This window comes from Nocardia sp. NPDC051900 (assembly GCF_044452545.1).
GTDB lineage: Bacteria > Actinomycetota > Actinomycetes > Mycobacteriales > Mycobacteriaceae > Nocardia > Nocardia sichangensis.
Window position 1 is genome coordinate 93,124 of record NZ_JBITBU010000011.1, and the last position, 26,258, is coordinate 119,381.

At 69.8% G+C, this 26,258-nt stretch carries 25 protein-coding genes; 10 read left to right on the plus strand and 15 right to left on the minus strand.

Features of this window, described 5'->3' with window-relative positions:
* Positions 1 to 33 precede the first annotated feature (33 nt).
* The 3 genes from glpD to ACIA5H_RS20430 are packed head-to-tail and all read right to left on the minus strand — an operon-like array spanning position 34 to position 4,133.
* Positions 34 to 1,713, minus strand: coding sequence for a glycerol-3-phosphate dehydrogenase (glpD, locus tag ACIA5H_RS20420; RefSeq protein WP_379254152.1), 1,680 nt, complete (start codon positions 1,711 to 1,713; stop codon positions 34 to 36).
* A 51-nt stretch (positions 1,714 to 1,764) separates the two neighbouring features.
* Entirely contained in the window at positions 1,765 to 3,285 is a 1,521-nt protein-coding gene (gene glpK / locus ACIA5H_RS20425; RefSeq protein ID WP_397077067.1) for a glycerol kinase GlpK, read from the minus strand.
* Between the two features lie 38 nt (positions 3,286 to 3,323).
* Complete coding sequence (locus tag ACIA5H_RS20430) at positions 3,324 to 4,133, minus strand: MIP/aquaporin family protein (RefSeq protein WP_356966999.1); 810 nt, start codon at positions 4,131 to 4,133, stop codon at positions 3,324 to 3,326.
* A gap of 257 nt (positions 4,134 to 4,390) precedes the next feature.
* Here ACIA5H_RS20430 and ACIA5H_RS20435 point away from each other — a divergent pair, with 257 nt between their 5' ends.
* From ACIA5H_RS20435 to ACIA5H_RS20445, 3 genes are read left to right on the plus strand one after another with little or no spacing between them, the layout of a single operon-like run.
* The gene (locus ACIA5H_RS20435) at positions 4,391 to 5,155 is read left to right on the plus strand and encodes an IclR family transcriptional regulator (protein WP_379254154.1); all 765 of its coding nucleotides are present in this window, start codon (positions 4,391 to 4,393) and stop codon (positions 5,153 to 5,155) included.
* A 48-nt stretch (positions 5,156 to 5,203) separates the two neighbouring features.
* Complete coding sequence (glpK, locus tag ACIA5H_RS20440; RefSeq protein WP_356967001.1) at positions 5,204 to 6,721, plus strand: glycerol kinase GlpK; 1,518 nt, start codon at positions 5,204 to 5,206, stop codon at positions 6,719 to 6,721.
* 48 nt (positions 6,722 to 6,769) lie between these two features.
* A complete protein-coding gene (locus ACIA5H_RS20445; protein WP_397077068.1) occupies positions 6,770 to 7,609 on the plus strand; it encodes a DUF72 domain-containing protein in 840 nt (279 codons plus the stop codon).
* A gap of 43 nt (positions 7,610 to 7,652) precedes the next feature.
* Here ACIA5H_RS20445 and ACIA5H_RS20450 read toward each other — a convergent pair whose 3' ends face one another.
* The 4 genes from ACIA5H_RS20450 to ACIA5H_RS20465 all read right to left on the minus strand — a co-directional run bounded on the left by ACIA5H_RS20450 (position 7,653) and on the right by ACIA5H_RS20465 (position 11,318).
* The gene (locus ACIA5H_RS20450) at positions 7,653 to 8,201 is read right to left on the minus strand and encodes a YceI family protein (protein ID WP_397077069.1); all 549 of its coding nucleotides are present in this window, start codon (positions 8,199 to 8,201) and stop codon (positions 7,653 to 7,655) included.
* Positions 8,202 to 8,271: 70 nt separating this feature from the next.
* Complete coding sequence (locus tag ACIA5H_RS20455; protein WP_379254158.1) at positions 8,272 to 8,877, minus strand: FMN reductase; 606 nt, start codon at positions 8,875 to 8,877, stop codon at positions 8,272 to 8,274.
* Complete coding sequence (locus tag ACIA5H_RS20460; protein WP_379254159.1) at positions 8,874 to 9,968, minus strand: LLM class flavin-dependent oxidoreductase; 1,095 nt, start codon at positions 9,966 to 9,968, stop codon at positions 8,874 to 8,876. Before ACIA5H_RS20460 ends, ACIA5H_RS20455 begins: the two co-directional genes overlap by 4 nt.
* A gap of 102 nt (positions 9,969 to 10,070) precedes the next feature.
* On the minus strand, positions 10,071 to 11,318 hold the full coding sequence (locus tag ACIA5H_RS20465; RefSeq protein ID WP_397077070.1) for an alpha/beta hydrolase fold domain-containing protein: 1,248 nt from the start codon (positions 11,316 to 11,318) through the stop codon (positions 10,071 to 10,073).
* Positions 11,319 to 11,664: 346 nt separating this feature from the next.
* On the opposite strand from ACIA5H_RS20465, the gene ACIA5H_RS20470 reads away from it, so the two are divergent.
* The gene (locus ACIA5H_RS20470; protein ID WP_379254161.1) at positions 11,665 to 12,033 is read left to right on the plus strand and encodes an Rv3235 family protein; all 369 of its coding nucleotides are present in this window, start codon (positions 11,665 to 11,667) and stop codon (positions 12,031 to 12,033) included.
* A 9-nt stretch (positions 12,034 to 12,042) separates the two neighbouring features.
* Here ACIA5H_RS20470 and ACIA5H_RS20475 read toward each other — a convergent pair whose 3' ends face one another.
* Positions 12,043 to 12,828, minus strand: coding sequence for a class III extradiol ring-cleavage dioxygenase (locus ACIA5H_RS20475; RefSeq protein WP_356967015.1), 786 nt, complete (start codon positions 12,826 to 12,828; stop codon positions 12,043 to 12,045).
* Positions 12,829 to 12,920: 92 nt separating this feature from the next.
* On the opposite strand from ACIA5H_RS20475, the gene ACIA5H_RS20480 reads away from it, so the two are divergent.
* On the plus strand, positions 12,921 to 13,370 hold the full coding sequence (locus tag ACIA5H_RS20480) for a MarR family transcriptional regulator (RefSeq protein ID WP_355075745.1): 450 nt from the start codon (positions 12,921 to 12,923) through the stop codon (positions 13,368 to 13,370).
* A gap of 1 nt (position 13,371) precedes the next feature.
* Here the strand turns inward: ACIA5H_RS20480 and ACIA5H_RS20485 are convergent, their stop codons facing one another.
* Both ACIA5H_RS20485 and ACIA5H_RS20490 read right to left on the minus strand, forming a co-directional pair.
* On the minus strand, positions 13,372 to 14,274 hold the full coding sequence (locus ACIA5H_RS20485; RefSeq protein WP_397077071.1) for a cutinase family protein: 903 nt from the start codon (positions 14,272 to 14,274) through the stop codon (positions 13,372 to 13,374).
* 221 nt (positions 14,275 to 14,495) lie between these two features.
* The gene (locus tag ACIA5H_RS20490) at positions 14,496 to 15,095 is read right to left on the minus strand and encodes a TetR/AcrR family transcriptional regulator (protein ID WP_397077072.1); all 600 of its coding nucleotides are present in this window, start codon (positions 15,093 to 15,095) and stop codon (positions 14,496 to 14,498) included.
* A gap of 108 nt (positions 15,096 to 15,203) precedes the next feature.
* On the opposite strand from ACIA5H_RS20490, the gene ACIA5H_RS20495 reads away from it, so the two are divergent.
* Positions 15,204 to 16,223: a crotonase/enoyl-CoA hydratase family protein gene (locus ACIA5H_RS20495; RefSeq protein ID WP_397077073.1), complete on the plus strand. Its 1,020-nt coding sequence runs from the start codon at positions 15,204 to 15,206 to the stop codon at positions 16,221 to 16,223.
* 103 nt (positions 16,224 to 16,326) lie between these two features.
* On the opposite strand, the gene ACIA5H_RS20500 is transcribed toward ACIA5H_RS20495, so the two are convergent.
* Both ACIA5H_RS20500 and ACIA5H_RS20505 read right to left on the minus strand, forming a co-directional pair.
* Complete coding sequence (locus ACIA5H_RS20500) at positions 16,327 to 18,894, minus strand: MFS transporter (RefSeq protein ID WP_397077074.1); 2,568 nt, start codon at positions 18,892 to 18,894, stop codon at positions 16,327 to 16,329.
* Between the two features lie 9 nt (positions 18,895 to 18,903).
* Positions 18,904 to 19,401, minus strand: a complete 498-nt coding sequence (locus ACIA5H_RS20505) for a MarR family winged helix-turn-helix transcriptional regulator (RefSeq protein ID WP_379254166.1) — start codon at positions 19,399 to 19,401, stop codon at positions 18,904 to 18,906.
* 134 nt (positions 19,402 to 19,535) lie between these two features.
* Here ACIA5H_RS20505 and ACIA5H_RS20510 point away from each other — a divergent pair, with 134 nt between their 5' ends.
* Positions 19,536 to 20,345, plus strand: a complete 810-nt coding sequence (locus ACIA5H_RS20510) for an APH(3'') family aminoglycoside O-phosphotransferase (RefSeq protein ID WP_397077075.1) — start codon at positions 19,536 to 19,538, stop codon at positions 20,343 to 20,345.
* Positions 20,346 to 20,350: 5 nt separating this feature from the next.
* Here ACIA5H_RS20510 and ACIA5H_RS20515 read toward each other — a convergent pair whose 3' ends face one another.
* Positions 20,351 to 20,674 carry a YbjQ family protein gene (locus tag ACIA5H_RS20515; RefSeq protein ID WP_355075979.1) on the minus strand — a complete coding sequence of 108 codons (324 nt, stop codon included), beginning with the start codon at positions 20,672 to 20,674 and terminating at the stop codon, positions 20,351 to 20,353.
* A 360-nt stretch (positions 20,675 to 21,034) separates the two neighbouring features.
* On the opposite strand from ACIA5H_RS20515, the gene ACIA5H_RS20520 reads away from it, so the two are divergent.
* Together ACIA5H_RS20520 and ACIA5H_RS20525 are read left to right on the plus strand one after the other, a co-directional pair.
* Positions 21,035 to 21,709, plus strand: a complete 675-nt coding sequence (locus tag ACIA5H_RS20520) for a hypothetical protein (protein WP_397077076.1) — start codon at positions 21,035 to 21,037, stop codon at positions 21,707 to 21,709.
* Between the two features lie 110 nt (positions 21,710 to 21,819).
* Entirely contained in the window at positions 21,820 to 23,094 is a 1,275-nt protein-coding gene (locus ACIA5H_RS20525; RefSeq protein ID WP_397077077.1) for a lipase family protein, read from the plus strand.
* Between the two features lie 18 nt (positions 23,095 to 23,112).
* Here ACIA5H_RS20525 and ACIA5H_RS20530 read toward each other — a convergent pair whose 3' ends face one another.
* Together ACIA5H_RS20530 and ACIA5H_RS20535 are read right to left on the minus strand one after the other, a co-directional pair.
* Positions 23,113 to 24,168: a phosphotransferase family protein gene (locus tag ACIA5H_RS20530; protein WP_379254171.1), complete on the minus strand. Its 1,056-nt coding sequence runs from the start codon at positions 24,166 to 24,168 to the stop codon at positions 23,113 to 23,115.
* Positions 24,165 to 25,373: an acyl-CoA dehydrogenase family protein gene (locus ACIA5H_RS20535; protein WP_355075763.1), complete on the minus strand. Its 1,209-nt coding sequence runs from the start codon at positions 25,371 to 25,373 to the stop codon at positions 24,165 to 24,167. Before ACIA5H_RS20535 ends, ACIA5H_RS20530 begins: the two co-directional genes overlap by 4 nt.
* A gap of 90 nt (positions 25,374 to 25,463) precedes the next feature.
* On the opposite strand from ACIA5H_RS20535, the gene ACIA5H_RS20540 reads away from it, so the two are divergent.
* The gene (locus ACIA5H_RS20540) at positions 25,464 to 26,075 is read left to right on the plus strand and encodes a TetR/AcrR family transcriptional regulator (RefSeq protein WP_397077078.1); all 612 of its coding nucleotides are present in this window, start codon (positions 25,464 to 25,466) and stop codon (positions 26,073 to 26,075) included.
* The last annotated feature ends 183 nt before the right edge of the window (positions 26,076 to 26,258 follow it).

Consider the following 26,258-nt stretch of genomic DNA (forward strand, 5'->3'; position numbering starts at 1 on the left):
GTTCCACGCGGAAACCGTGCCACGCGCCCGCGCTCAAGCGATGGCGACCATCCGGGCCGCGTTGGCGGATTCGTCGTCGGCTGCCTGATTGGCGGCCAGTTCGGCGCGCACCCGCTCGCGGTACCGGGTGATCTCCCGCTCGGTCGCGGCGGCGTCCCAGCCGAGGTGCCCGCCGATCAGCCAGGCCACCTCGGGCGCGGCGGCCAGACCGCGGTCGGCGGCCTCGATGGAGACGCGGGTGCGGCGGGTGAGCACGTCGTCCAGGTGCAGAGCGCCTTCGTGCGTCACCGCGTACACCGCCTCCGCACCGAGGTACTCCGGCGCGCCGGTGATTGGACGGCCCAGGTCCGGTTCGCGGGCGATCAGGTCGAACAGGTCGGTGATCGCCGAGCCGTAGCGGCCGAGCAGGCGCTCGACCGTCGCCCGCGGCAGGCCCGCGCGTTGCGCCAGGCTGTCGAGGTCGGCCGCGAGTTCCTGGTAACCCACCGCGCCGAGGATCGGCAGGTGCTCGGTCACCGACGGCGCGACCGCGCGGCCCAGTCCCGCCACCGCCGCGTCCACGACGTCGGCGGCCATCACCCGGTAGGTGGTGTACTTGCCGCCCGCGATCACGAACAGACCGGGAGCCGGTTCGGCGACCGCGTGCTCCCGCGAGAGCGTCGCGGTGTCGGCCGACGCGCCGGACAGCAGCGGGCGCAGCCCCGCGTACGTGCCGACGATGTCGTCGCGGGTGAGCGGCTCGCGCAGCACCTGGTTGACGTGGTCGAGCAGGTATTGCACGTCGGCGTCGCTGGCGGCCGGATGGTCCTTGCTCAGCGACCAGTCCGTGTCGGTGGTGCCGATGATCCAGTGGCCGTGCCACGGGATGACGAAAAGCACGCTCTTCTCGGTGCGCATGATCAGGCCGGTGTCCAGATGCAGGCGATGACGCGGCACCAGGATGTGCACGCCTTTCGACATGCGGACGTGGAACGGGAACTCGACGCCGGTCATCCGGTTCATCTCGTCGGTCCACACGCCGGTGGCGCTGATCACCCGGCGCGCGCGCACCGTGTGCACCCGGCCGGTTTCCAGGTCGGTGACCTCCGCGCCGACGACGCGCTCACCGTCGCGCAGCAGCGCCGTCACCTTGGTGCGGGTGAGCACGGTCGCGCCGTGCTGGGCGGCGGTGCGCGCGATCATCATCGTGTGCCTGGCGTCGTCGACCTGCGCGTCGAAGTACCGGATCGCTCCGGTCAGCGCGTCCTCGCGCAGCGCGGGCGCCAGCTCCAGCGCGCGGGTGTGCGACAGGTGCCGATGCATCGGCAAGGCGCGAGCACCGCCGATCGTGTCGTACAGGGCGACGCCCGCGCCGATGTAGGCGCGTTCCCAGACGCGATGGCGTAGCGGCAGCAAAAACGACACCGGCCGCACCAGGTGCGGGGCCAGCCGGCGCAACAGCAGGCCGCGTTCCTTCAGCGCCTCCCGCACCAGCCAGAAGTCCAGCTGCTCCAAGTAGCGCAGCCCGCCGTGGATGAGCTTGCTGGAGCGGCTCGAGGTGCCTGCCGCGAAGTCCCTGGCCTCCACCAGGGTCACGGTGAGGCCGCGGGCGGCGGCGTCGAGGGCGGCGCCCGCGCCGACCACGCCGCCGCCGATGACGAGTACATCGATCTCGGTGTCGCCGAGTGCGTTCACCGCGCGGGCGCGGTACTGGGCGTCCAATCGTGCGGACACAGCGGTATCTCTCCTTGTTTCGGGGTTATTCGGGTAGGACGGCGTCGCCCCTCATTCGTCGACGTCGATCCAGTCGAGGGTGCGGGCGACGGCCTTCTTCCAGCGCGCGTAGCCACGCTCGCGCTGTTCCTCCGACCAGGTCGGATGCCAGCGCTTGGCTTCGTTCCAGTTCTGTTCCAGCTCGTCGGTGTCGTTCCAGAAGCCGACCGCGAGCCCCGCCGCGTAGGCCGCGCCGAGCGCGGTGGTCTCGGCGACCACCGGACGCGACACCGGCACACCGAGGAAGTCGGCCTGCAGCTGCATGCACAGCTCGTTTGCGGTGACGCCGCCGTCCACCCGCAGCACGTCCAGCCGCACTCCGGAGTCGGCCTGCATCGCCTCGACCACGTCGCGGGTCTGGTAGCAGATCGATTCCAGCGTCGCCCGCGCGAGATGGGCGTTGGTGCTGTAGCGGGACAGACCGACGATCGCGCCGCGCGCGTCCGAGCGCCAGTACGGCGCGAACAGTCCGGAGAACGCGGGCACGAAATACACCCCGCCGTTGTCCTCGGCCTGCCGGGCGAGCGATTCGCTCTGCGCCGCGCCGGAGATGATGCCCAGCTGGTCGCGCAGCCACTGCACCGCCGAGCCGGTCACCGCGATGGAACCTTCCAGCGCGTACACCGGCTTCTCCCCGCCCAACTGGTAGGCCACCGTGGTCAGCAGGCCGTGCTGTGAGCGCACGATCTCGGTTCCGGTGTTGAGCAGCAGAAAGTTGCCGGTGCCGTAGGTGTTCTTCGCCTCGCCGGGACGGAAGCAGACCTGTCCGACGGTGGCGGCCTGCTGATCGCCGAGCACGCCCGCCAGCGGCACCACGCCGCCGAACGGTCCGTCGGCGCGGGTGGCGCCGAACAGTTCCGGGTTGGCCGAGGGAGCGATCCGGGGCAGCATCGCGCGCGGCACCCCGAACAGGGACAGCAGTTCGTCGTCCCAGTCCAGAGTCTCCAGATTCATCAGCATGGTGCGGCTGGCGTTGGTCGGGTCGGTGACGTGCACGCCGCCGTCGACGCCGCCGGTCAGCTGCCACAGCAGCCAGGTGTCGGTGGTGCCGAACAGCGCGTCGCCGCGTTCGGCGTCCTCCGCCACCCCGGGGACGTTGTCCAGGATCCAGCGCAGCTTGCCGCCGGAGAAGTAGGTGGCGGGCGGCAGGCCCGCCTTGCGCCGGATGATGTCGCCGTGCCCGGCTCGTTCCAGTTCGGCGGCGATCCGGTCGGTGCGGGTGTCCTGCCAGACGATCGCGTTGCAGTACGGCCGCCCGGTCTTGCGGTTCCACACCACCGTGGTCTCGCGCTGGTTGGTGACGCCGACCGCGGCCAGGTCGCTCGCGACCAGATCGGCCTTGGTCAAGGTGGTCTGGATGACCGCGCGGGTGCGCTCCCAGATCTCGGTCGGATTGTGCTCCACCCAGCCCGGGCGCGGCAGGATCTGCTCGTGCTCGAGCTGGTGGCGGGCGACCTCGTTGCCACCGTGATCGAACACCATGAAGCGGGTGCTCGTGGTGCCCTGGTCGATGGCGCCGACGTACTGGCTCATCGCGGTCCTTTCGGGAAATTACTGGGAAAGAGCGGGATTCAGAACAGGAACTGCGCGGCGAGTCCGGCCAGCGCGCCGCCGAGCAGCGGGCCGAGCACCGGCACCCAGGCGTAACCCCAGTCGGAGTCCTTGCCGTGCGGTGCGGCGTCGGGCGATTCGGCCGGAGCGGGCGCACCCGCGCCCACGGGGACCAGGACCGCGTCGGCGGGGGCGGGCTTGCTCACCGGCAGCAGCGCGTGCGCGATGCGCGGACCGAGATCGCGAGCGGGGTTGATGGCGTATCCGGTCGGCCCGCCCAGGGAGGCGCCGATGCCGACGACCAGGAGCGCGGCGGCGGCCGGGCCGAGCCCGCTCGGGGTGTGGCCGAAGGTGAGGATCACCAGGACGAGGATGAAGGTGCCGATCACTTCGGTGACGAAGTTCCAGCGCAGGGCGCGAATCGCGGGGCCGGTGGCGAACACCGCGAGCTTCTTCTCCTCGTCGGTCTCGGCGTCGAAGTGGCGCTTGTAGGCGACGTAGGCCACGGTCGCGCCGAGGAACGCGCCGGCGAATTGGCCGCTCAGGTACGCGAGTGTCGTCGAGCCGGAGATCGCGATGCCGGGGGCGAACTCGTCGGCCCCGCTGAACAGGATGCCGACGGTGACCGCGGGGTTGAGATGGCCGCCGGTCTTGTAGGCGACGTAGACGCCCGCCAGGACCGCGAACCCCCATCCCATGTTGATCAACAGCCAGCCGCCGTCCAATCCCTTGGACTTCGCCAGCAGTACGTTCGCGACCACACCGACCCCGAGCAGCACCAGCACGCCTGTGCCGAGTGCTTCACTGAGGAAGATCGAGCCGAAGTTCATCGTTGAGCCTCCGTTTCGCCCCGCAGGTCGCGGGCGCGACCGTGCGTGAAACGGAAACTACGGCGGGATGCGGAACCCGGATACAGCTGCCGTTCGACAATGTCGAACGCCTCGACTGGTTGCCGGAAGGCGGCGACGCTACCGTCCGACGCGCGAGGAGGATGTATGGCGCAGCTCACACTGGGTTTCAATGATGTTGCTCAGGTATCACCAGCCGTTCGACATTGTCGAATCACGACACGGGTAGGTTCCCCGATATGCCAGGTGCGATCCAATCGATCGAGCGGGCGGCGGCCGTTCTGCGGCTGCTGGCCCGCGGCTCAGGGCGGCTCGGCGTCGGCGACATCGCGGGCGCGCTCGACCTGCCCAAGCCGACCGCGCACGGCATCCTCCGCACGCTGCAAGGCGTCGGCTTCGTCGAACAGGATCCGGCCACCGGCAAGTACCAACTCGGCGCGGCGCTGCTGCACCTGGGCACCAGCTATCTCGACGCGAACGAGTTGCGCTCCCGCGCGATCAACTGGGCCGACGCGCTGGCGGCGCGCACCGGCGAATCGGTGCGGATCGGCGCGCCGATGGACGGCGCGGTGGTCGTGGTGCATCACGTGTTCCGGCCGGACAATACCCAGCAGGCGCTCGAACTCGGCGAACTGCTGCCGCCGCACGCCACCGCGCTGGGCAAGGTCCTGCTCGCCTACGACGCCGAGCTGGCCGCCACGACGCGCCGCGCCGAGCTGGCCCCGCTCACACACCGCACCCTGGTCGACCGCACCGCGCTCGCCAGGGCGCTGGGCGGCGTCCGGCAGGCCGGATGGGCGGGCGACACCGAGGAATTCCGGACGGGCGAGGCGGGTATCGCGGCGCCGATCCGGGCGCCCGGTGGCCTCGTGGTCGGCGCCATCGGCATCACCGGCGCGGTGGACCGGCTCTGTGACGCCCAGTTGCGGCACCGGCCCGCGCTGGTCGGTCAGGTGCTCGACGCCGCACGGGCGGTGTCGCGCGATCTCGGTACGAGTCACTGACTTTCGTCCCCGCGGTGACCGTCCGATGTCGATCAGGAGCAGCCGAGCATGAAGCAGCGTTACGTGCTGGCCATCGACCAGGGCACCACCTCCACGCGGTGCATCCTGTTCGACCAGCGTGCCCGGCTCGTCGGCGTCGCGCAGCGCCCGCACCGGCAGCACTATCCGCGGCCGGGCTGGGCGGAGCAGGACGCGCTGGAGATCTGGCGCAATGTCGAGCGGATCGTGCCGCAGGCCCTGCGGGATTCCGGTGTGACGGCCGACCGGATCGCCGCGCTGGGCATCGCCAACCAGCGCGAGACCACCGTGGTGTGGGACCGCCGCACCGGCACGCCGATCGGACGCGCCATCGTCTGGCAGGACGTGCGCACCGAGGAACTGGTCCGCGAGCTCGGGGACAAGCCGGGCGCCGACCGGATCCGCGAGCTGTGCGGCCTGCCACTGGCCAGCTACTTCGCCGCGCCGCGGCTGCGCTGGATGCTGGACTCGGTGCCAGGTCTGCGCGAGCGCGCGGAACGGGGCGAGGTGCTGTTCGGCACCATGGAGACCTGGCTGATCTGGAACCTCACCGGAGGCCCCGACGGCGGGCTGCATTGCACCGACGTCACCAACGCCAGCCGCACCCTTCTGATGAACCTGCGCACCCTCGCCTGGGACGACGAACTGCTGGAGTTCTTCGGCATCCCCGCCCGCATGCTGCCGCGCATCCAGCCCTCGATCGCGTCCTACGGCAACACGCGCCGGGTCGTGCCCGGCATCCCGATCGCCGCCGCCCTCGGCGACCAGCATGCCGCGTTGTTCGGCCAAACCTGTTTCGCGCGTGGGGAGACCAAGTGCACCTACGGAACCGGCGGCTTCCTCATGATGAACACCGGACGCGACCTGGTGCGTTCCGAGCACGGTCTGCTCACCACGATCGGCTACCAGATCGGCCCCGAGCCGGTCTACGCGCTGGAGGGGCCGATCGCGGTCACGGGATCGCTCGTGCAATGGGTGCGCGACAACATCGGACTGGTCACCAGTGCGCCGGAGATCGAAACCCTCGCGCGCACCGTCGAAGACAACGGCGGCTGCTACGTCGTGCCCGCGTTCTCCGGGCTGTACGCGCCGCATTGGCGCAGCGACGCGCGCGGTCTCATCGCCGGGCTGACCTCCTACATCACCAAGGGCCACATCGCGCGCGCCGTGCTGGAGGCGACCGCTTGGCAGACCCGGGACGTGGTGGAGGCGATGAACGCCGACTCCGGCCTGCAAGCCGCGGCACTGCGCGTGGACGGCGGGATGACCTCGAACAACCTGCTCATGCAGATCGTGTCCGATGTGCTGGATGTTCCGGTGCTGCGTCCGTTCGTCGCCGAGACGGTCTCACTGGGCGCGGCGTACGCCGCGGGCCTCGCCGTGGGGTATTGGCCCGACCTCGAGGGATTGCGCAACAATTGGCGCCTTGCCGCCCAATGGGTTCCGCGCATGGACGCGGAGCTGCGGGAGGACGAGTACGAGAACTGGAAACGCGCGGTCGAGTTGACCTTCGGCTGGGTGCGGTCGAAGAAGCGGGCGCGGCGGTGAGTCCGGGGCCCGGCGCTCGTGTCGGGAGCGTGGGTTAGCGTCGAGAGCATGCGGCTTCACGTGGGATGTGCGATGTGGACGCACGCGGCCTGGCAGGAACGTCAGCTCTCCCCGGGGGAGCGGTTGCGCTGGTACGCCACGTGGTGCAACGCGGTCGAAGGCAATACGACGTTCTACGCAACGCCGTCGCTGCGCACAGTCGAATCATGGGCGGCGCAATGCGATCCCGCGTTCCGCTTCGTGCTCAAGTTGCCCAGGTCGATCACCCACGAACGCAGGCTGACCGGCGTCGAGCAGGAGCTGCGGTCCTTCCGCACCGCGATGGAGCCGCTCGGCGAACGCGTCCACGCCCTGTGGATCCAGCTGCCGGGTTCGTTCGGACCCACCGATCTCGGTGTGCTGGCTGGTTTCCTGCGTGACTTCCCGCGCTCGTACCGGGCCGCCGTCGAGGTGCGTCACCCGGCGTTCTTCGAGGACGAGCAGGCGGCGCGCAGGCTGGAATACGTGCTGTCCAGGGTCGGCGCCGAATGGGTGCCGTTCGACACCACCGTGCTTTTCGACGGTCCGCCCGTCAGCGCGGCGGAACAGGAAGCGGCCGCGAAGAAGCCGCGCGTGCGGCGCAGGATGCGCGCGCTGACCGAATACCCGATCGTGCGCTATCACGGCCGCGACGACGTCCAGCGCACCGTCGACGGCTGGCGGCCGTGGGTCGGCACGGTCGCCGAATGGCTGCGTGAAGGCCGTTCGCCCACCGTGTTCCTGCACACGCCGGACAATGCGGGCTCGCTGGAGCTGGCCCGCCGTTTCCACGACGCGGTCAGGGCCCGGCTGCCCGAGCTCGAGCCGTTGCCCGAGCCCGCCGCCGCCGAGCCCATGACGCTGTTCTGACGGAAAACGCCTCCCGCGGCATCGAGCCGCGGGACCGCGCGGCTCAGGCCTGCAGGCCGACCTCGACCTCCAGGGTGAGCGTGATCTTGTCGCCGATCACCGCGCCGCCGTCGGGCAGCGGCATGTCGATGGTGATGCCGAAGTCGCGGCGGTTGATCACGGTCTTGGCTTCGAAGCCCGCGACCGGCCCCTGGCCCATGCCGGGGTTGACGCCGAGGAACTCCACCTCGAGCGATACCGGCTTGGTGACGCCGCGAATGGTGAATTCGCCGTCCACCACGAAATCGTCGCCGTTCACCCGGAAACCGGTGGACTTGAACGTGGCCACCGGGAACTGCTCGGCCTGGAAGAAGTCCGCGGTGCGCAGGTGGGCGTCGCGCTGTTCGTTGTCGGTGGTGACCGAGTCGACCCGGATCTCGGCCTCGGCCGAGGCGCTGCCGTCCTCGCCGATCACCAGCTTGCCGGAGAAGTCGGTGAAGCGGCCGCGCACCTTGCTGACCATCAGGTGGCGCACCGAGAAGCCGAGCGTGGAGTGGGCGGGGTCGATGGCCCAGGTGCCCGCGGTGAGAGCGTTGGTGGTTCCGGTCGACATGGCGTTCTCCTTGATAGTTGAGATTTGAACTAGTTGGCTGTGAATTGGGGTGGGATCGGTCGGGGGAAGATCAGTGAGTGCCGAGCAGCTGTGCGAACGGTACCGGGTCGTCGTACGGATCGGCGGCACGCGCTCGCGGCGTGTTGGTCAGCGCGGCGGCGAATTCCGCTGCGGCGCGGTCGATCCGAGAGCTCAACCCCTCGGTCGCCGCGGACGCCCAGTCTTCCGACGCCGCGTACACCGCGGTGGGCGCGACCACCGCGTGCAGGTAGCTGAACATCGGTCGCAGCGCGTGTTCCAACGCGAGGGAGTGGCGCGCCGAGCCGCCGGTCGCGCCGAGCAGCACCGGCATCCCTGCCAGCGCGTCCGGTTCCAGTACGTCGAAGAACGTCTTGAACAGGCCGCTGTAGGAGGCGTTGAAGATCGGCGTGACGGCGATCAGGCCGTCGGCGCCTGCCACGGTGTCGAGCGTCGCGCGCAACCCGGTCGGCGCGAATCCGGTCAGCAGGTTGTCGGCCAGATCCCGCGCGTGCTCGCGCACCTCGACCACGTCGACGGTCGCGTCCGCGCCGGACGCGGACAGCGCCGCCGCGGTGGCCGCGGTGAGCCGGTCGGCGAGCAGCCGGGTCGACGAGGGCTGCGACAGGCCCGCGGAGACGACGGCGATGCGGGTCATCGGGTCGCCTCAACGGCAGCGTCGCGGGCGGCGACCAGGCTCGCGTGCGTCGGGGCGTCCGGCACGTGCGCCGGGCGCAGGGCCGCGAACTCTTTGCGCAGCACCGGCACCACTTCCTCGCCGAGCAGGTCCAGCTGCTCGAGCACGGTCTTCAGCGGAAGGCCCGCGTGGTCCATCAGGAACAGTTGGCGCTGGTAGTCGCCGAACGTTTCGCGGAAGGTGAGCGTCTTGTCGATGACCTGCTGCGGGCTGCCCACGGTGAGCGGGGTCTGCTCGGTGAATTCCTCCAGCGACGGGCCGTGTCCGTACACCGGCGCGTTGTCGAAGTAGGGGCGGAACTCGCGCACCGCGTCCTGGGAGTTCTTGCGCATGAACACCTGTCCGCCCAGGCCGACGATCGCCTGGTCGGCGGAGCCGTGGCCGTAGTGCTCGTACCGCTGCCGGTACAGCCGGATCAGTCGCTGGAAGTGCTCCTTCGGCCAGAAGATGTTGTTGGCGAAGAAGCCGTCGCCGTAGTAGGCCGCCTGCTCGGCGATCTCGGGGCTGCGGATCGAGCCGTGCCAGACGAACGGCGGAACGTCGTCCAGCGGGCGCGGTGTGGAGGTGAACGACTGCAACGGCGTCCGGAATTTGCCTTCCCAGTCGACCACGTCTTCGCGCCAGAGCCGATGCAGCAGGTGGTAGTTCTCGATGGCCAGCGGGATGCCGTCGCGGATGTCCTTGCCGAACCACGGGTAGACCGGGCCGGTGTTGCCGCGGCCGAGCATGAGGTCGACGCGCCCCTCGGCCAAGTGCTGCAACATCGCGAAGTCCTCGGCGATCTTCACCGGATCGTTCGTGGTGATCAGGGTCGTCGCGGTGGAGAGCTGGAGCCGCTCGGTCCGCGCCGCGATGTAGCCGAGCATCGTCGTCGGCGACGACGGCACGAACGGCCGGTTGTGGTGCTCGCCGGTGGCGAACACGTCCAGACCGACCTCCTCGGCCTTGCGCGCGATCGTCACCATGGCGGTGATGCGTTCGTGCTCACTCGGCGTCCGGCCGGTCGTGGGGTCGGTCGTCACATCACCGACCGTGAAGATTCCGAACTGCACGACGCCTCCTTCGTTCTCAGTCTGACTCAATTTGGTGGATATGGCAACCAAAGGAACCGGGTGGGGTGCCCGAGTATTCCCCGCGCGGCGGTGTGACGCCGGTTACGGCAGGTATTCCGCCAGCCAGGTCCTGGTGAGTTCGCGGGTGACCCGCGCGCCCGTGTCGAGTTCGGTGGTGCCGAAGGCGTGTTCCACGTAGGGCAGCTCGACGTAGCGCTGCGGGACGCCCGCGGTCTCGAGCGCGGCGGCGTAGGCCGCGGTGTGCTCGGCGCGCACCAGGTGATCGCTGGACCCCTGGATCAACAGGGTGGGTGGGGAGGCTGCGCTGACGTGCGGAGCGGAGCTCGTCGCGGTGTAGCGCTCGGGATACTGCTCGGGCGTACCGCCGAGATACTGCCGGGCCGCGTCGACGCCGAGCGCGGTCTCGGTGCCGGAAGCGGTGAGATCGACCGCCGGGTACAGCGCGACCGCGGCGCGCACCTCGGGCAGCTCCTCCGCGCTGCCACAGCTGGGCCGCAAGGCGTTCGCGTTGATCTTGTTCGCGACGTTGACGGCCAGATTGCCGCCCGCGGACTCACCGAACGTGGCGATCCGCCGCAGGTCCCAGTTGTACCGCTGCGCGTTCGCGGCGGCCCAGGTCAGCGCGCAGGCGACGTCGGCGTCCGCGGTGTCCCAGCGGTGCTCGGTCGCGCCGGAGAGGCGGTAGTCGACGTCGAGGACGGCGTATCCGTTGTCGGCCAGCCAGGTCGTGTAGGCGTCGGTGCCGCGGCTGCCCGCGACGAACGCGCCGCCGTGGATGCTCACCACCAGTGGGGCCGGGGCCGGTCCCGGGGCGGGCAGATACAGATCCGCCTGGATCGGCTGCCCGTCGACGGTCGCGTAGGTGACGGTCTCGTCCGGCGCGTCACCGACGGTGCTGAACGGGACGGCCGGGGCGAACGGAACCCAGACGCCCGCCGCGTCGTGCGCCGCGAACACCAGCGTCGCGCTCGTGACGACGGACAGCACCAGGCCGACGACGGCCACGCCGGTCACCGCGGCCGCCGGGCGCCGTCCCCGGTCGCCGGAGCGAAGCGCGGTGAGCGCGAGCCCGGTCGCGGCCACCGCCAGCACCATGTTCCACGAGCCGAGCGCGTCACGGACCGAGCCGAGCAAGAGCACCGCCGACTGCACGATCGCGTTGCCCAGCAGCGGCATCATCCAGGAAACCGGCAGGATCGCGATCAATTGGCCGAGCGCGAGATACGCGGCGAGGACTCCGGCGGATACCAGCAGCGCGAGGCGGGCCAGGCGACGCGGGGTCGCGGATTCTCCGGGCACGGTCACATCCGCTCCTGGCTCGTCTGTCATCCAAGGTCTCCGTTTCCGGGTCGGGGCTGCCCTCCAACCTAGGTCGGTCTTCGTGCGTGCCGGATGCGGGTGCTGGTGAGTCGGGGCGGAATCGGGTAGCCGACTACGCGCGTTTTCCCGTGTCTCGTCCGCAGAATCGGTCGCCACAGGGTTTCGACATCGGGGTTTCGAAGGGATTTGCATGGCTGGTTATCACGATTGGTTGGCGCCTGCTCCGAATCCGGAGCCGCCCTTGGACAGCCGCGGGCACGCCGAAGTTCGCGATCCTGCGCCCGCTCGGGTGCTACCGTGCCGCACGCGGCCGCGCGCCGTGTCCGGCCGGTCGAGTGCCGGGATCCGTAGCGCGGTGCGGCGCAGTCATGCGTCCGCCGCGCAGGCGGGGGACGAAACCCGCTCGGCGGCACGCCGGTTCGCCGAGTCGGCGGTGCGCATCGTCCTCGAGGTACTCGACCGTAGGAGACCCGTACCGCAACTGGCCGCCGTCGCCGACGCCACGGTCGTCGCCGCGGTGCGCACATTGCTCGACGCCGGTCTGGTGCCCGGTCACGCACTCGGCGTCGCGATGCCGATTCGGGTGAGCGTGGCGCTGGTGGATGCCAGGACCGCCGAGGTCTTCGCCGCATATGCCCGCGGCGGTCGACGTTTCGCCGTGGCGGCGAGGATCGTCCGGACGCGCTCGGCGGGCTGGCGGCTGACGGCGCTGCGCATCCGATGACGTGGTGCGTCAGCCGAGCTGGACGGATCGGCGCGCCATGCCGAACCAGTAGCCGTCGATGACGGTGCGCAGCGCGCCGAGGTCGTCTTCGCCCGCGCCGAGTGCGACGAACAGCGGTGCGAAGTGCTCGGCGCGGGGGTGGGCCAGGCGCGCGGCGGGAGCTTTCCGCTCGAAATCGAGCAGTGCGTCCAGGTCGTGTGCGGCCAGCGCGTCGCGGCCCCACTCGTCGAATTCGGCGGTGAAGGAGTGCACGTGTTCGTCGTCGGCCGTCAGGGCACGCAGGTTGTGGGTGAAGAAACCGCTGCCGACGATCAGCACGCCGTCGTCGCGCAGGGGCGCCAGCTTCCGTCCGATGTCCAGCAGCGCCCCAGGGTCCAGCGTCGGCATGGACAGTTGCAACACCGGGACGTCGGCGTCCGGGTACATCTCCTTCAGCGGCACGTAGGCGCCGTGGTCGAGCCCGCGCTCCGGGACGTCGGCCACGGCGACGCCGGGTCCGCGCAACAGGTTTCGCACCTTCTCGGCCAGCTCCGGCGCGCCCGGCGCGGGATAGCGCACCTGGTAGTACCGCTCGGGGAAGCCCCAGAAGTCGTAGACCAGCGGCACCGTCTCGGTGGCGCCGAGCGCGATCGGCGCGGCCTCCCAGTGCGCGGAGACGATCAGGATCGCCCGGGGGCGCGGCAATGCGCCCGACCACGCCGCCAGCTCGGTGGGCCAGCTCGCGTGATCGGCCAGTGGCGGAGCGCCGTGGGAGAGATAGAGCACCGGCATTCTTCCGGTGTTCACGCTGGTCATGGCGCTCCTCCTCGCTCGGCCGCAGGTAGTTCAAATTCGAACTCAACTCTAGCTGATTGTTCAAATTTGAACAATACGGTTAGGGTGGAGCTGTGGAGACCAGGTGGCTGAACGCGCGCGAGATGCAGGTGTGGCACAGCTTCCTCGCGGCGGGCGCGCTGGTGGGCCGTGAGGTGGAACGGCAGCTCAAGCGGGAAGGGCTGTCGCACACACAGTACGAGGTGCTGGTGCGGCTCGCGGACGCGCCGGAGGGCCGCCTGCGGATGACCGAACTCGCGGACGCGCTCTACACCTCCAAAAGCGGGCTGACCTACCAGGTGACGCAATTGGAGAAGGCCGGACTGCTGGTGCGCGAGGCCTGCCCGACCGACGTGCGCGGGGTCATCGCCGTGCTCACCGGCGCGGGCCGGGAACGGCTGGCGCAGATCGCGCCGGACCATGTCGCGACCGTCCGCCGCGTCCTCGTCGACGTGCTCAGCGCCGCTCAGCAGAGCGCCGTCGCGGAGGGCCTGGGCGAGGTCGCGCGGCGGCTCGCGCCCTGACTCAGGCCAGCGACGCCAGCCAGTCGTGCATCCACGACAGCGCGGTCGCGCCGCCGCCGACGCGGTAGCTGCCGTAGGCGGTGTGCGCCTCGGAGCGGTAGAACTGGTCCAGCAACCGGGCCCGTTCCTGGTTCGCCGACTCCGACAACTGGCTCTGCAGCAACGGGATTCCGCCGTTGGACATCAGATCGCCGACGATGGCGCCCATTTCCATCTGGTAGCGCCAGAGATTGGCCGGGTCGGGATGGGAGGTCTGGGCCAGGAAGCCGGCGAACCGGGTCACGAAATCGTCCGACGCCGTGGTGCAGTACAGATCGCCGACCGCGCAGATGGTGCGGGTCTGCGGGCTGACGAAGCCGAAGCCGCCGATGCGGGGACCGCCCGCGCCCGCGCCGCCCACCGGCGGACCGACCAGCGCGTCGGTGGGGGAGCGGCGCGGATCGGAGATGAGTCCGACCGCCGCGATCCGGTACGGCGGCACGACGCCGATCCCGGTGCCGATCTCGGCGGCCAGATCGCCCGCGGCGTCCGCGCCCTGGCTGTAGCCGAGCAATGCGATCTTGGTCGCGCCGCACGCCCTGGCCATCGCTCCGATCATGCCGCGCGCGTTGTCGACGGCCTCGCGTTTGGACGCGCCGTAAACCTCGGTCTCCCAAGGGAAGGCGGTCGCGGCGTAGCTGACGTAGTCGACCCGCACCGAGGACGGCAGGCCGTTGGTGACTCCGGCCAGCATCCCGGGGCCGGGGCGCTCGCCATCGGTGGTGGTTTCCCAGGTGCCCGGGATGGCCACCACGTACATGCTCGGGCACTCGGGCTCGGCGACGGCGGGCCCGCTGCCCGGCCCTACGCACGACAGCGCCATCGCCGTGAAACCGATGGCCGCCGAGATCCACTTCGATCGCATGGCGTTTGCTCCTGGTAGTACAGGCGCCGCAGGCGCTCCCCGGCAGGAAAGGCCTTCGCCGGGCGCCGCGCGGTGGTCGAACCCGGCCCCGTCGAAGGCTGCATTGAGACTCGGTGGTCTCAAAGTGCAGCCAGGATAGCGAGAATGTGTGAGACGGCACAATCCGGAGCGCAAGTGACGCGTATCACAGCGAGTTCGGTCGCCTCGACGCTCTCTGATTGCTAAATGCCCGGTGCGAGCAGAACTGCGATGGCCTGTGCCCATCGGTCGATGGTTGCCGTGGCGGCGCGCTCCGAAGTGCGCAGCGGACGGGACATCGCGGTGCCGCGCAGGATCGCGATGGTGAGATCGCGGACGGCCGGATAGCCGGGGTGGGCGACGAGGCTCGGGCCGAACAGCGCGTCCACCACGCGCCGCAAGTCGCGCCCGGCTTCTCGTTCGGCCACGCGCAACGCCTCGGCAAGCGCCGGATCGGTCCGCGCGGCCGTCCACAGTTCGAACTCGGCTTGCGCCGCCGGTCGCGCCATCGATTCGTAGAGGGCGGTCAAGGCGCGCAGCACGGGATCGGCTCCGTCGCCGAGTCCGGCCGCGATCTCTCGGACCGCCGCTTCGTTGCGCGCGACCAGATGGCCGACCAGGTCGGTGATCAACGCGCCGAGGGTCGGGAAGTGATGCAGCAGCGCTCCGCGGCTGACCTGCGCGGCACGCTGAACGGAGAGGGTGGACAGTGCCCGGTAGCCCTGTTCGGCCAGCAGGTCGGCGGCGGTGTCGAGGATGCGGGCGCGGGTCGCCCGTTTCCGCTCCTCGCGTAGTCCGGCCATTCCGGCTCCCTCCGTCGGCGCGACATTTTCACAGTCAATGTTGACTGTCAATCGGCGTTTGCGCCAGACTGCGGAGACGGGTTCGGGACCAGCGTCGAAGGGAAAGCGATGACCGACAGTGACATCAGGGCCGATGGCGACTCGGGCGCGTGGTATCGCGGGTGGACCGAGCAGCCGGACTCACCGTGGGCCGGACGCCCGGGCCCGGACGACGCAGGCGAGTACCGGACGCTGACTTACGAGCGGGACGGCCGCATCGCGCGCATCACCTTCAACCGGCCGGAGAAGGGCAACGCGATCACGCCCGACACACCGAACGACCTGGCGCACGCGGTGGAACGCGCGGATCTGGACCCGCGGGTGCACGTGATCCTGTTGTCCGGGCGCGGCAAGGGATTCTGCGGCGGATACGACCTGAGCATGTTCGCCGAGCAGAGTTTCGCGGTGGCAGGCGGTCCCGGCGACGCGGCGGGGACGGTCGTCGACCCGGTGGTGCAGGGCCGCAATCACGATCCGGCGCGGACCTGGGACCCGATGATCGACTACGCGATGATGAGTCGGTTCAACCGCGGTTTCGCCAGCCTGATGCACGCGAACAAGCCGACCGTGGCCAAACTGCACGGCTTCGCCGTGGCGGGCGGCAGCGACATCGCCCTGTTCGCTGATCAGATCATCTGCGCCGACGACACCAAGATCGGCTACCCGCCCACCCGGGTCTGGGGTGTCCCGGCGGCGGGCATGTGGGCGCATCGCCTCGGCGACCAGCGCGCCAAGCGTCTGCTGTTCACCGGCGACTGCCTTACGGGCAGGCAAGCGGTCGAATGGGGCCTGGCGATCGAATCCTGGCCGGCCGACGAACTCGACGCGCGCACCGAGGAATTCGTCGCGCGGATCGCGCGCATGCCGATCAACCAACTGATGATGGCCAAACTGGCGCTGAACTCGGCGCTGTACGCCCAGGGTGTGGCGAACTCCGGCATGATCGGCACCGTCTTCGACGGGATCTCCCGGCACACCACGGAGGGTTACGCCTTCCAAACCCGCGCTGCCACCGCCGGTTTCCGCACGGCGGTCCGGGAACGCGACGAACCGTTCGGCGACCACAAACGCGACCGGCCGGAGGGATGATTCGCTTCTGAGCCGAGTGAGAATCAGCCGAATCCACCGGCGCGAACGGCGAGGGGCGGTGGTCCGGTGACCACCGCCCCTCCTCCGTACGCCGGAAAATCCGTCAGCGGACGGGCGGGACCTTCCCGGTCGCCTCGTCCTCGAGGTCGTAGCCCAGCCGCACGTCGTGGGCGACCTCGCCGCCGCTCACCGTGATCCGGCTGGTCACCGCGGGATAGCCCCGGGCGACGACCGTGTAGTCGCCTTCGGCGAGATCCGCGACGACATAGCGGCCGTTCTCGTCGGTGCGCGTCGTCGCGGTCAGCACGCCCGCCGCGTCGAGCACGCTGATCTGCACGTCCGCGACCGCCCGGCCGCCGTCCGCCCACGCCGACCCGGCCAGCACCGCCATCGGCGTGAGAACGATGTCGTGGTGCAGCAATCCGCTGTCCGGCACGGTCAGCGCGGTCGCGCTGGGACGCATGTGCTCGGCGACCGCCACGACGGTGTACGTGCCGGGCACGACGCCGTGGCAAACGTAGCCGCCGTCGCCCTCGGCGGTCGCGGATCCGACGACCTCGCCGTCCAGATCGGTCAGCGTGATGGTCGCGCCCGGCAGCGGCTCGCCCAGGGTGCTGGACCGGACCACGCCGGACACCTCGCCGGAGCCGAGCAAGGTGATGTCGAATTGCTGCGGCCGGTCTGCGACGGTCACGTTGACCGCGGCGGGCTGATGTCCCGCGGCCGACACGATCAGCACGTAGTTGCCCGCGTCGGGCACGCCGACGAGGTAACTGCCGTCCGCGCCGCCGTTCGTCCGCGCGGCCTGCCGCCCCTGATGGTCGATCAGCGTGAGTGCGGCGGCGGGCACCGGCCTGCCGTCCTCGCGATGGACGTAGCCGTTGAGCGAACGGCCTTCGTGCTCGGCGCCGTCGAAATTCGCCCTCGGCTCGCGCAGGTACGCGCCGTTGGCCGCCGGTTCGCCCGAGGCGTAGCCGCCCGCGGCCGCAGCGAGCACCGGTTCCGGCTCCGACAGCGCCTGCGCGGCGCCCTCCCAGACCTGATCCGCGTCCCAGTGCGACTCGGCGGCCTCGGTCTGCTCGACCGGCGTCTGCGCGGCGGGCGCCGGAGTGTCCTGGAGCGGGATCTCTTTCATGAACATCAGCACCACGCAGGCCAGCAGCGCGACCGCGCCCGCCGCGTAGAACACCCCGTGCATGGAGTTGGTGAAGCCGGTGAGGATCGGCACCTTCAGCGCGTCGGGCAGCGCCGCGATGCCGCTGGTATTGGACTGCATGCCGCTGAGCTGCTCGGTCCCGAACCCGGGTGGCAGCGCGCCGCCGAACGCGTCGGTGATCCGGTGCGGCAGCAGATTGAACAGAATGGTCAGGAACACCGCGACGCCGAGCGTGCCGCCCATCTGCCGGAAGAAGGTGGCCGACGCGGTGGAAACACCCATGTCGGAGCGCGGACCGGCGTTCTGCGCGGCGATGATCAGCGTCTGCATACAACAGCCGAGCCCGAGCCCGATCAGTCCGCCGATGGCCAGCGGCTGCCACAGCGGGCTGTCGTAGTGCACCTGCGCGTACAGGACCGCGCCGACCGCGACGATGAACGTGCCCGTCACCGGCAGGATCTTGTAGCGGCCCGTGCTCTTGGTGATCCGCCCCGCGGTCTGCGAGCCGATCATGATGCCGAGCACCAAGGGCAGCATCAGCAGACCGGCCTTGGTCGGCGAGTAGCCGCGCACGACCTGGAAGTACTGCGGAACCATGGTGATCGCGCCGAACATCGCGACGCCGACGATGAATCCGCCCGCGATGGTGACGCTGAAGGTCGAATTCTTGAACAGCCGCAACGGGATCAGCGCGGAGTCCTTCATGAAGAACTCGACCAGGAGGAACAGCACCAGACCCGCCGCGCCGATGCCGTAGCAGAGCAGCGAGCGGTGCGAGGACCATCCCCAGTGCCTGCCTTGTTCGGCGACGATCAGCAGCGGCACCACGCAGATGGTCAGCGTCAGCGCGCCGAACCAGTCGATCCGGTGATGCTGGCGCTGGTGCGGCACGTTGAGCACCTTGGCGACCACGAGCAGGGCGAGCACGCCGACCGGGACGTTCACCAGGAACACCCACCGCCAGCCCTCGATGCCGCCGAGCTGTTCGTAGTCGGAGAAGAAGCCGCCGAGCACCGGGCCCAGCACCGTGGCCGTGCCGAAGACCATCATGAAATAGCCCTGGTAACGCACTCGTTCGCGCGCCGGGACGATGTCGCCGATGATGGTGAACGCCAGCGACATCAGGCCGCCCGCGCCCAGGCCCTGGAACGCGCGGAACGCGGCGAGCTGGTACATCGAGGTGGCGAAGGTGCACGCCACCGAACCGATGACGAACAGGCTGATCGCCGTGAGGTAGAACGGCTTACGGCCGTAGATGTCGGCCAATTTGCCGTACAGCGGCGTGGTGATCGTGGCGGTGATCAGGTAAGCGGTGGTCGCCCAGGCCTGTTCGTCGAAACCGTGCAGGCTGTTGGCGATTCTGACAATCGCGACGCTGACGATGTTCTGGTCGAGCGCGGCCAGGAACATGCCGAGCAGCAGCCCGGACAGGATGGTCAGGATCTGCCGGTGCGACAGTGACGTGTCCGCGCCTGCGGCCGGGTTCCGCGGAGCCCGGGTGGTGGAAGTCGTCATGAATGAGCCCTATTTCGGATCGGCTGGGTGTCGGGTGGTGGTCTCTATTCCTGCGGTGAGCCGGTCGAGCAGCGCGGTCAGGGTGTCGCGGTCCGGTGCGGGCCAGTCGGCCAGGATGTCGGCCAGCCACCGGTTGCGCTGGGCGCGATTCTCCTCGAAGACGCGAACGCCTTCCGCGGTGGCCGCCAGCACGCACGCCCGGCCGTCGACCGGGTCGGCCCGGCGCTCGACCAGGCCGTGTGCCACGAGTTGTCTGCTCTGTCTGCTGATGGTGGATGGCTCGGCGTGCAGCACTTCGGCGAGCCTGCCCGCGCGCTGCGGTCCCTCGTGCACGAGGGAGAACAGCACGGCGTAGGCGAGTCGCTCCAGTCCGTCCGGACCCGGCCGGACGGGCTGCCATTTCGCCCGGTTGACCGCGCGCATGAACCGGACCAGCCGCTGACCGAGTTCGTCGGCGGCCGCGAGTTCGGCCGCCGTGATCCGGCGCTCGCGAGCGGTTGCGGACATGACACTCACCTCGATGTTCCCCACCAGCACATTGATTGGCAACCACAACTAGTTGCTTTAAGCAACTATACATCCGGGTTGCCGGAGGTCTGCGAGGTGGGTCACGCGCCGGTTCCGTTGCTACCGTCGATGGCGTGTCCGAGTCGCTTGTCCGCTTCCGTGCCGCCTTGCCGTCCGATTGCCGATGGGCGCCGGTCGGCAGCGGGGAGTCCGGCGCCGAGGTGTTCCGGTCCGCCGACGGCTCCCGCTACGCCAAGTGGGTCGATCCCGGTGGGGTCGCGGACCTCGCGCTGGAGCGGGACAAGATCGTCTGGCTCGACGGCCACGATATCCCCGGCCCTCGAGTGCTGGACTGGCGGGCCGGCGACGATGGCGCCTGCTTGGTGACCAGCGCGGTCCCGGGCGTGCCCGCGGACGCGGTGTCCGGCGAGACGCTCGGCCGCGCTTGGGAATCCATCGCGGACACGGTGCGGCGCCTGCACGAGGTGCCCACCGAGCAGTGCCCGTTCGATCGTGGCCTGGCGCGGATGTTCGCGATGGCCCAGGACGTGGTGGTCCGGGGTGCGGTGCACACCGAGTTCCTCCCCGTGGAACAACAGGGCACTCCGCCCACCGTACTGCTCACCAGGCTGGCCGGTGAGCTGGAGCCGAGGATGACCCAGGAGTTCGCCGAAGCCGTGGTGTGCCACGGCGATCTGTGCCTGCCCAACATCATCCTCGATCCGGAAACGCACACGGTGACCGGTTTCGTCGACCTCGGGCGTCTCGGCATCGCCGACCCCTACGCCGATATCGCCCTGCTGCTCGAAAATTCCCGGGAGTCATGGCAAGACGAGCGGCGCGCCGAACAGGCCGACCGGACATTCGCCGCCCGCTACGGCATCGAGCTGGACGCCGATCGTCAGCGCTTCTTCCTCCATCTGGACCCGCTGACCTGGGGTTAGCTCGATCACGCGGAGGGTTTGAGCAGCACGGCGGTGCCGTACGCCGCCACCTCGCTCATCGTCCCGGCGATCTCGTTGCAGTCGAAGCGCATGGCGATGACCGCGTTCGCGCCGAACGACATGGCGTGCTGACACATCCGCATGATCGCCTCGTGCCGCGACTGGTAGAGCAGCTGGGTGTACTCGGGGATCTCCCCGCCGCCCAGCGAGCGGAAACCGGCGCTGAAGTTCGAGCCGAAGCTGCGGCTGCGCACGGTCAGCCCGGCGACCTCGCCGAACACCCGGGCGATCTCCTGTCCGGGAACGTCGTTCATGGTCGAGACCAGGATGGGGAACTGCGGTCCCGGCGGCGGGGGCGGGGGATACGGCTGCGGCGGCTGGTGCGCGGGATGTTGCGGATAGGGCGGCGGCATCGGCTGGCTCATGTGCGGGATGCTACGGCGGCAGGGCGGCCGCGTCGCTTCCGTCCGCGGCGAGATCGCCCGGAGGCCCGGAATCGCACCGACCGCCCGGTCCCGATCGGCCGGTTTCGCGTGTTCCGGGGCTGTCGTGGCGGAGTTCGTCCTTGCCTGTTGAGCATTCGACCGACAGAATCCGAAGAGATATGCAATGTTGTTATTGCGCAACGGCATTGAGAGGGAACCCACGGTGGCCGAATAGGCACCGGTAAAAGGGGGTGCGGCGAGATCATGTCGTCGAACACGTCCGAGCCCGGCGGCCGACGCGCCCGCCCGGGCCAGGTCGGGGCCGAACGCGTGCCCACGTGGCCCGGGATGATCTCCGCCAACGAGCCGCCGCCGCGCCGGGAACGCGACCGGCATCGGACCCACCGCGATCGACGCCGTGCCCGGCGCGGCGCTCGGCGCGCGTGGCTGGTCGGCGGTGCCGGGCTGGCCGCCTCGCTCGCCGCGGCCGCGCTGGTCCTGGTCTACACCGACGCGGCGTCGGCTCCCCGGCAATCGGCCACGGTAGCGGACCCGGTGCTCGGCGGCGGTCCCGGCTGTGAGCCGACCCGAGGCGCACAGTTGGTGCGCGGCAACGGGACCGGCTCCACGGCCTCGGGACCGGACGTGATCCTCGCCTTCCAGCACGCCTACTACGCGACCCGGTCCGGAGCGGTAGCGCGATCGTTGACGGCACCCGACGCCGTGGTGCCGCCGGTCGCCGTGATCGATGCGGGCATCGCCTCCGTCCCCACCGGAACGCAGCACTGCGTCATGATCACCCCCATGCTCGACGGACGCTACGACGTGGTCATCACCGAGTTGCGCCCCGACGCCACGAGCCGCACCTACCGGCAGTTCGTCACCGTGGTCACCGCCGACGGCGGATCCACCATCGCCAAGATCACCGCACCGAACTGAGTCCGATCTCCCGTTCGAGCGCGGGGACTTTCGTTACGATGCCACTGCCGGGGCGGTCGATCGGCGCGAAATGCGGTGCATAAGCGATCGATTCCAAGGGGAGGTCGTCGGTGGTGTTCGCACGGTGGTGCGCGGTTGTCGGAACCGCTCTTTCGGTGCTGCTGGCGATACCGGGCCCGCCGTCGCAGGCGGAGCCGCAACTCCCGGCGGTGGCGGATCCGGCGCCGCCGGAGCAGGACCCCTTCTATCGGCCGACCGCCGAGCTGGTCGGCGCCCAGCGGCCCGGCGGAATCCTCGCCGCGCGACCGGTCACCATCGCGAACCAGGCGCCCGGGGCGCTGGATGCCGAGGCATGGCAGATCTCCTACCGGTCGAACAACAGCGCCGACCAGCCCATCGCCGCCGTCGCGACGCTGCTGAAACCGCCCGCGGCGAACGGGAAGCTGGTGTCGCTGCACGCCGCCGAGGATTCCATCGGACTGTTCTGCGCGCCGTCCTATACCGTGCGCCGGTCGATGGGGGCCGGTCTGCTGGACGGGCAGATCGACCCGTTGCGCAGCGCTGCGGCGCTGTTGGCGCAGGGGTGGACGGTCGTGGTGCCGGATCATCAAGGGCCGAATTCGGCGTTCGCCCACGGCCCGCTGGCCGCGCGGATCGCCCTGGACGGCATCCGCGCCGCGGAGCGGTTCGGTCCGCTGGGACTGCCTGGACCGGATACCGAGGTGGCGATGTGGGGCTATTCCGGAGGTTCGGTCCCCACGTTGCACGGCGCCGAGTCGCGCAGCTCCTACGCGCCGGAGGTGAACCTGGTCGGCGTCGTCTCCGGCGGTACCGACGTCGACCTCGAGGCGTTGTCGCTGGCGGCGAACAAGGGCCCGGGCGCGGGCCTGGTCGCGGCCGCCATCATCGGTCTGGCGCGCGAGGAACCGGAATTGGACGCCTACCTGCGGGCGAACGCGACGCCGCCGGGACGGCTCTTGCTCGACGCGAAGGACAGCGGCTGCGTGCTGTATCAGGCCGCAACGGAACCGTTCCTCGACATCGACAGCCTGGTCCAGGGCGGTCTACTGCACACGCCGGTGCTGCGCGCGGTCTTCGACCGCACCAGAATGGGCAAGTCGGTGCCCGACGCACCGGTCTTCCTCTACCACGCGACCGCGGACTGGCTCGTCCCGATCGGTCCCGCCGACGCACTCGCCGCCGCCTACTGCCGCGACCCCGCCGCTCGCGTCACCTACATCCGTGACCACGCGAGCGAACATCTGACCCTCAACACCCTTGCCGAGCAGAGCGTGGTCGCTTGGCTGCGCGACCGATTCGCCGGGATACCGGTCGCCAACGGCTGCGCCGTCACGGATATGGGGTCCATCGCGCTCGGTCGATGACGGAGTTCGCGTGACGCGTTACTCGAGGCCCGCGACCTTCCGGCAGCGGAAATCCAGGTAGTTGATCATCTTCCAGAAATCCTTGAACGCCGGGTTCGTGGTCTGGCCGTGGTGGTAGCGGTAGTAGATCTGCTGGGCGATGACGGCCAGGCGGAACAGCCCGAAGACCTCGTAGAACGGCCAGTTCTCGGCGGAACGGCCGGTGCGCGCGCAATAGTGTTCGACGATCTGCGCGCGGGTCAGCATGCCGGGCAGGTGACTCGGCTGGCGGCGGGAGGCCCGCATGACCTCGTCGTCGTCCGCCTGCACCCAATAGGCCAGCGCGCCACCGAGATCCATCAGCGGGTCGCCCAGCGTCGCCATTTCCCAATCGAGCACACCGACGATCGCGCCGGAGCCCGACGGATCCAGCACCAGATTGTCGAGCCGGAAGTCGTTGTGGATGACGGTGGTGGCGACGTCCGCGGGCTGGTTGGCATCGAGCCAGGCCATCACCGCGGCGAAATCGCTGACATTGTCGGTGCGCGCGTTCACGAAGCGCCGCGACCACCCCGCGACTTGGCGGCCGACATAGCCCGCGCCTTTGCCGATTCCGGTGAGACCGGCCGCCTCGGGGTCGACCTGGTGCAATTCGATCAGGCAGTCGAAAGCCGTGGTGGACAACCGCTTCGCCTGATCGGGGGACAGGCTGGTGCCCTCTGGCAGATCGCCGCGCAGAATCGTCCCCGCCACCCGCTCCATCACGTAGAAATCGCTGCCGATCACGTCCGGATCGGCGCACCGGGCCACCATCCGCGGCACGTAGCGATAGTGCGGACGCAGCCGCTCCTGCACCAGGAACTCACGGCCCATGTCGTGCGCGGAAGCCGCCTTCGTTCCGCTCGGCGGACGGCGCAGGATCAGGTCACGATCCGGGTAGCGCAGCAGATACGTCAGATTGGACGCGCCGCCGGAGAATTGGCGCACCTCGGGCGGCTCGCTCAGACCGGGGACCCGCTCGGCGAGCCAGGTGTGCAGGGCGGCGACGTCGAAGGCGTCCTCCGCGCGGACAGCGGTGGCCTCCGGAGCGCTCACCGGTCGGTCCCGTATTTACGCAGCTCCTGCCGGGCGATCACGCCGAGGTGCACCTCGTCGGGGCCGTCGGCGAAGCGCAGCGAACGAATGCCGGCGAACGCGCGCGCCAGCGGGAAGTCATCGGAAAGTCCCGCCCCGCCGTGCAATTGGATCGCCATGTCCAGCACCTCTTGGGTCATCCTCGGCACGACCGCTTTGATCTGGGAGACCTCGCTGCGCGCGCCGGCCAAGCCCTTGGTGTCCAGCAGCCAGGCGGTGTGCAGGACCAGCAACCGCGCCTGATCGATCGCGACGCGCGCGTTGGCGATGCGCTCGCGGTTCCCGCCGAGGTTGGCCAGCGGCTTGCCGAACGCGGTGCGCGACAGGGCGCGGCGGCAGCCCAGTTCGAGCGCGCGCTCGGCTAGGCCGATGGCGCGCATGCAGTGGTGGATGCGGCCGGGACCGAGACGGCCCTGCGCGATCTCGAAGCCACGTCCTGGCCCGGCGATCACGGCGTCCAGCGGCAGCCGCACGTCGGTGAAAGTGACCTCGCCGTGGCCGAAGGGCTCGTCCAGGTAGCCGAAGGTGGTGAGCATCCGTTCGACCCGCACGCCCGGGGTGTCCAGCGGAACCAGCACCATCGAATGCCGCTGGTAGGGGTGCGCCTCCGGGTCGGTGAGGCCCATGAAGATGACGAACTTGCAGTTCGGGTGGCCGATGCCGGTGCTCCACCATTTGCGGCCGTTGAGCACGATCTCCTCACCGTCCACCACGGCGGTCGCGGCCATATTGGTCGCGTCGGAGGAGGCCACCTCGGGTTCGGTCATGCAGAACGCCGAGCGGATCGTGCCGTCCAGCAGCGGTCGCAGCCACTGCTGCCGCTGCTCGATGCTGCCGTAGTGCAGCAGGACCTCGGCGTTGCCGGTGTCGGGTGCGTTGCAGTTGAACACTTCCGGCGCCCACCCGGAACTGCCCATCGCCTCCGCCATCGGGGCGTAGTCGACGTTGCTCAGGCCCGCGCCGAGTTCCGGATCGGGCAGGAAGAGGTTCCACAGACCCGCATCCCGCGCCTTCTTCTTGAGCTCCTCGACCACCGGCGGAACCGCCCATGGCGATTCCCGCAGGGCGGCGGCGTGCTCCTCGTCGCGCGGCTCGATCTCGTCGCGCACGAACTGCCGCACCTGATCGGTGAGGCGGACGGCTCGATCGGAATGCGTGAAGTCCATACCCATCCTCGAGGTCTGCTGAGCATTGCTCAACTTCCGGTCAGGTCATTGGTAGCATATTGTTGAGCATTGCTCAATAGAGGAGGGTGGATGACCGAGGTCGCCGTGGAGCCGGGCGGCCGGCGCTCGGCGGACGACCGGCGCAGGCAGCTGATCGGAATCGGCCTGGGCATGCTGATCGACCGGCCCTGGCACCGGATCACCGTCGACGCGGTCGCGCAGCAGGCGGGCATCTCGCGCGGGCTGCTGTTCCATTACTTCCCGACCAAGCAGGACTATTACGCGCAACTCGTCCGCGCCGCGTCGCAGCGATTCCTGCGCGCCACCGGCCCGGACCCCGACGCCGCGGACCCGCTCGCGTCGATGATCGCGAACTTCGCGAGCTACATGCGCAAGCGCAGCGGACCGCTGGTGGGGCTGCTGCGCGCCGCCGGGCAGGACCCGGTCCTCGAATCGATCATGGAGCGGATGCACGACGAACTGACCGATCGGGTGTTCGCCGCGCTCGGCAGGCCCGCGCGGTCGACCGCCGAGCGCCTGGTGGTGCGTTCGTGGTGGGCGATGGCCGAGGACCTGACGGTGCAGTGGTTGTCCCGCGACGACGTCGACCAGGACCGGCTGGACTCGTTGCTGTTCGACACGTTGTCGCGGGTGCTCGACTCGGTGGACGCCGAATGCCGGGCGGATCCGCCCGCGGAGTGAGCCGCCCGGTGCGAGAAGGTCTCCGCGATTCGGCGGGCCGGAATGGCCGCGCGAAATACTCGGTGCACGTAAATGGCGGAACGCGGTCGGCCCGGTGCCGCCGAGGGGCGAATCTCGACGGCACCGGCGTATCCGAACGCGCTGCGGGAGCGCACGCGCCGCCGCGAAGGGAAAGCGCGCCAG

Excerpts from the sequence above, each read along its gene's own strand:
- glpK (WP_397077067.1), bottom strand. The coding sequence starts at position 3,285 with ATGAGCCAGTACGTCGGCGCCATCGACCAGGGCACCACGAGCACCCGC.
- ACIA5H_RS20430 (WP_356966999.1), bottom strand. The coding sequence starts at position 4,133 with ATGAACTTCGGCTCGATCTTCCTCAGTGAAGCACTCGGCACAGGCGTG.
- ACIA5H_RS20435 (WP_379254154.1), top strand. The coding sequence starts at position 4,391 with ATGCCAGGTGCGATCCAATCGATCGAGCGGGCGGCGGCCGTTCTGCGG.
- glpK (WP_356967001.1), top strand. The coding sequence starts at position 5,204 with ATGAAGCAGCGTTACGTGCTGGCCATCGACCAGGGCACCACCTCCACG.
- ACIA5H_RS20445 (WP_397077068.1), top strand. The coding sequence starts at position 6,770 with ATGCGGCTTCACGTGGGATGTGCGATGTGGACGCACGCGGCCTGGCAG.
- ACIA5H_RS20450 (WP_397077069.1), bottom strand. The coding sequence starts at position 8,201 with ATGTCGACCGGAACCACCAACGCTCTCACCGCGGGCACCTGGGCCATC.
- ACIA5H_RS20455 (WP_379254158.1), bottom strand. The coding sequence starts at position 8,877 with ATGACCCGCATCGCCGTCGTCTCCGCGGGCCTGTCGCAGCCCTCGTCG.
- ACIA5H_RS20465 (WP_397077070.1), bottom strand. The coding sequence starts at position 11,318 with ATGACAGACGAGCCAGGAGCGGATGTGACCGTGCCCGGAGAATCCGCG.
- ACIA5H_RS20475 (WP_356967015.1), bottom strand. The coding sequence starts at position 12,828 with ATGACCAGCGTGAACACCGGAAGAATGCCGGTGCTCTATCTCTCCCAC.
- ACIA5H_RS20485 (WP_397077071.1), bottom strand. The coding sequence starts at position 14,274 with ATGCGATCGAAGTGGATCTCGGCGGCCATCGGTTTCACGGCGATGGCG.
- ACIA5H_RS20490 (WP_397077072.1), bottom strand. The coding sequence starts at position 15,095 with ATGGCCGGACTACGCGAGGAGCGGAAACGGGCGACCCGCGCCCGCATC.
- ACIA5H_RS20495 (WP_397077073.1), top strand. The coding sequence starts at position 15,204 with ATGACCGACAGTGACATCAGGGCCGATGGCGACTCGGGCGCGTGGTAT.
- ACIA5H_RS20500 (WP_397077074.1), bottom strand. The coding sequence starts at position 18,894 with ATGACGACTTCCACCACCCGGGCTCCGCGGAACCCGGCCGCAGGCGCG.
- ACIA5H_RS20505 (WP_379254166.1), bottom strand. The coding sequence starts at position 19,401 with ATGTCCGCAACCGCTCGCGAGCGCCGGATCACGGCGGCCGAACTCGCG.
- ACIA5H_RS20520 (WP_397077076.1), top strand. The coding sequence starts at position 21,035 with ATGTCGTCGAACACGTCCGAGCCCGGCGGCCGACGCGCCCGCCCGGGC.
- ACIA5H_RS20535 (WP_355075763.1), bottom strand. The coding sequence starts at position 25,373 with ATGGACTTCACGCATTCCGATCGAGCCGTCCGCCTCACCGATCAGGTG.
- ACIA5H_RS20540 (WP_397077078.1), top strand. The coding sequence starts at position 25,464 with ATGACCGAGGTCGCCGTGGAGCCGGGCGGCCGGCGCTCGGCGGACGAC.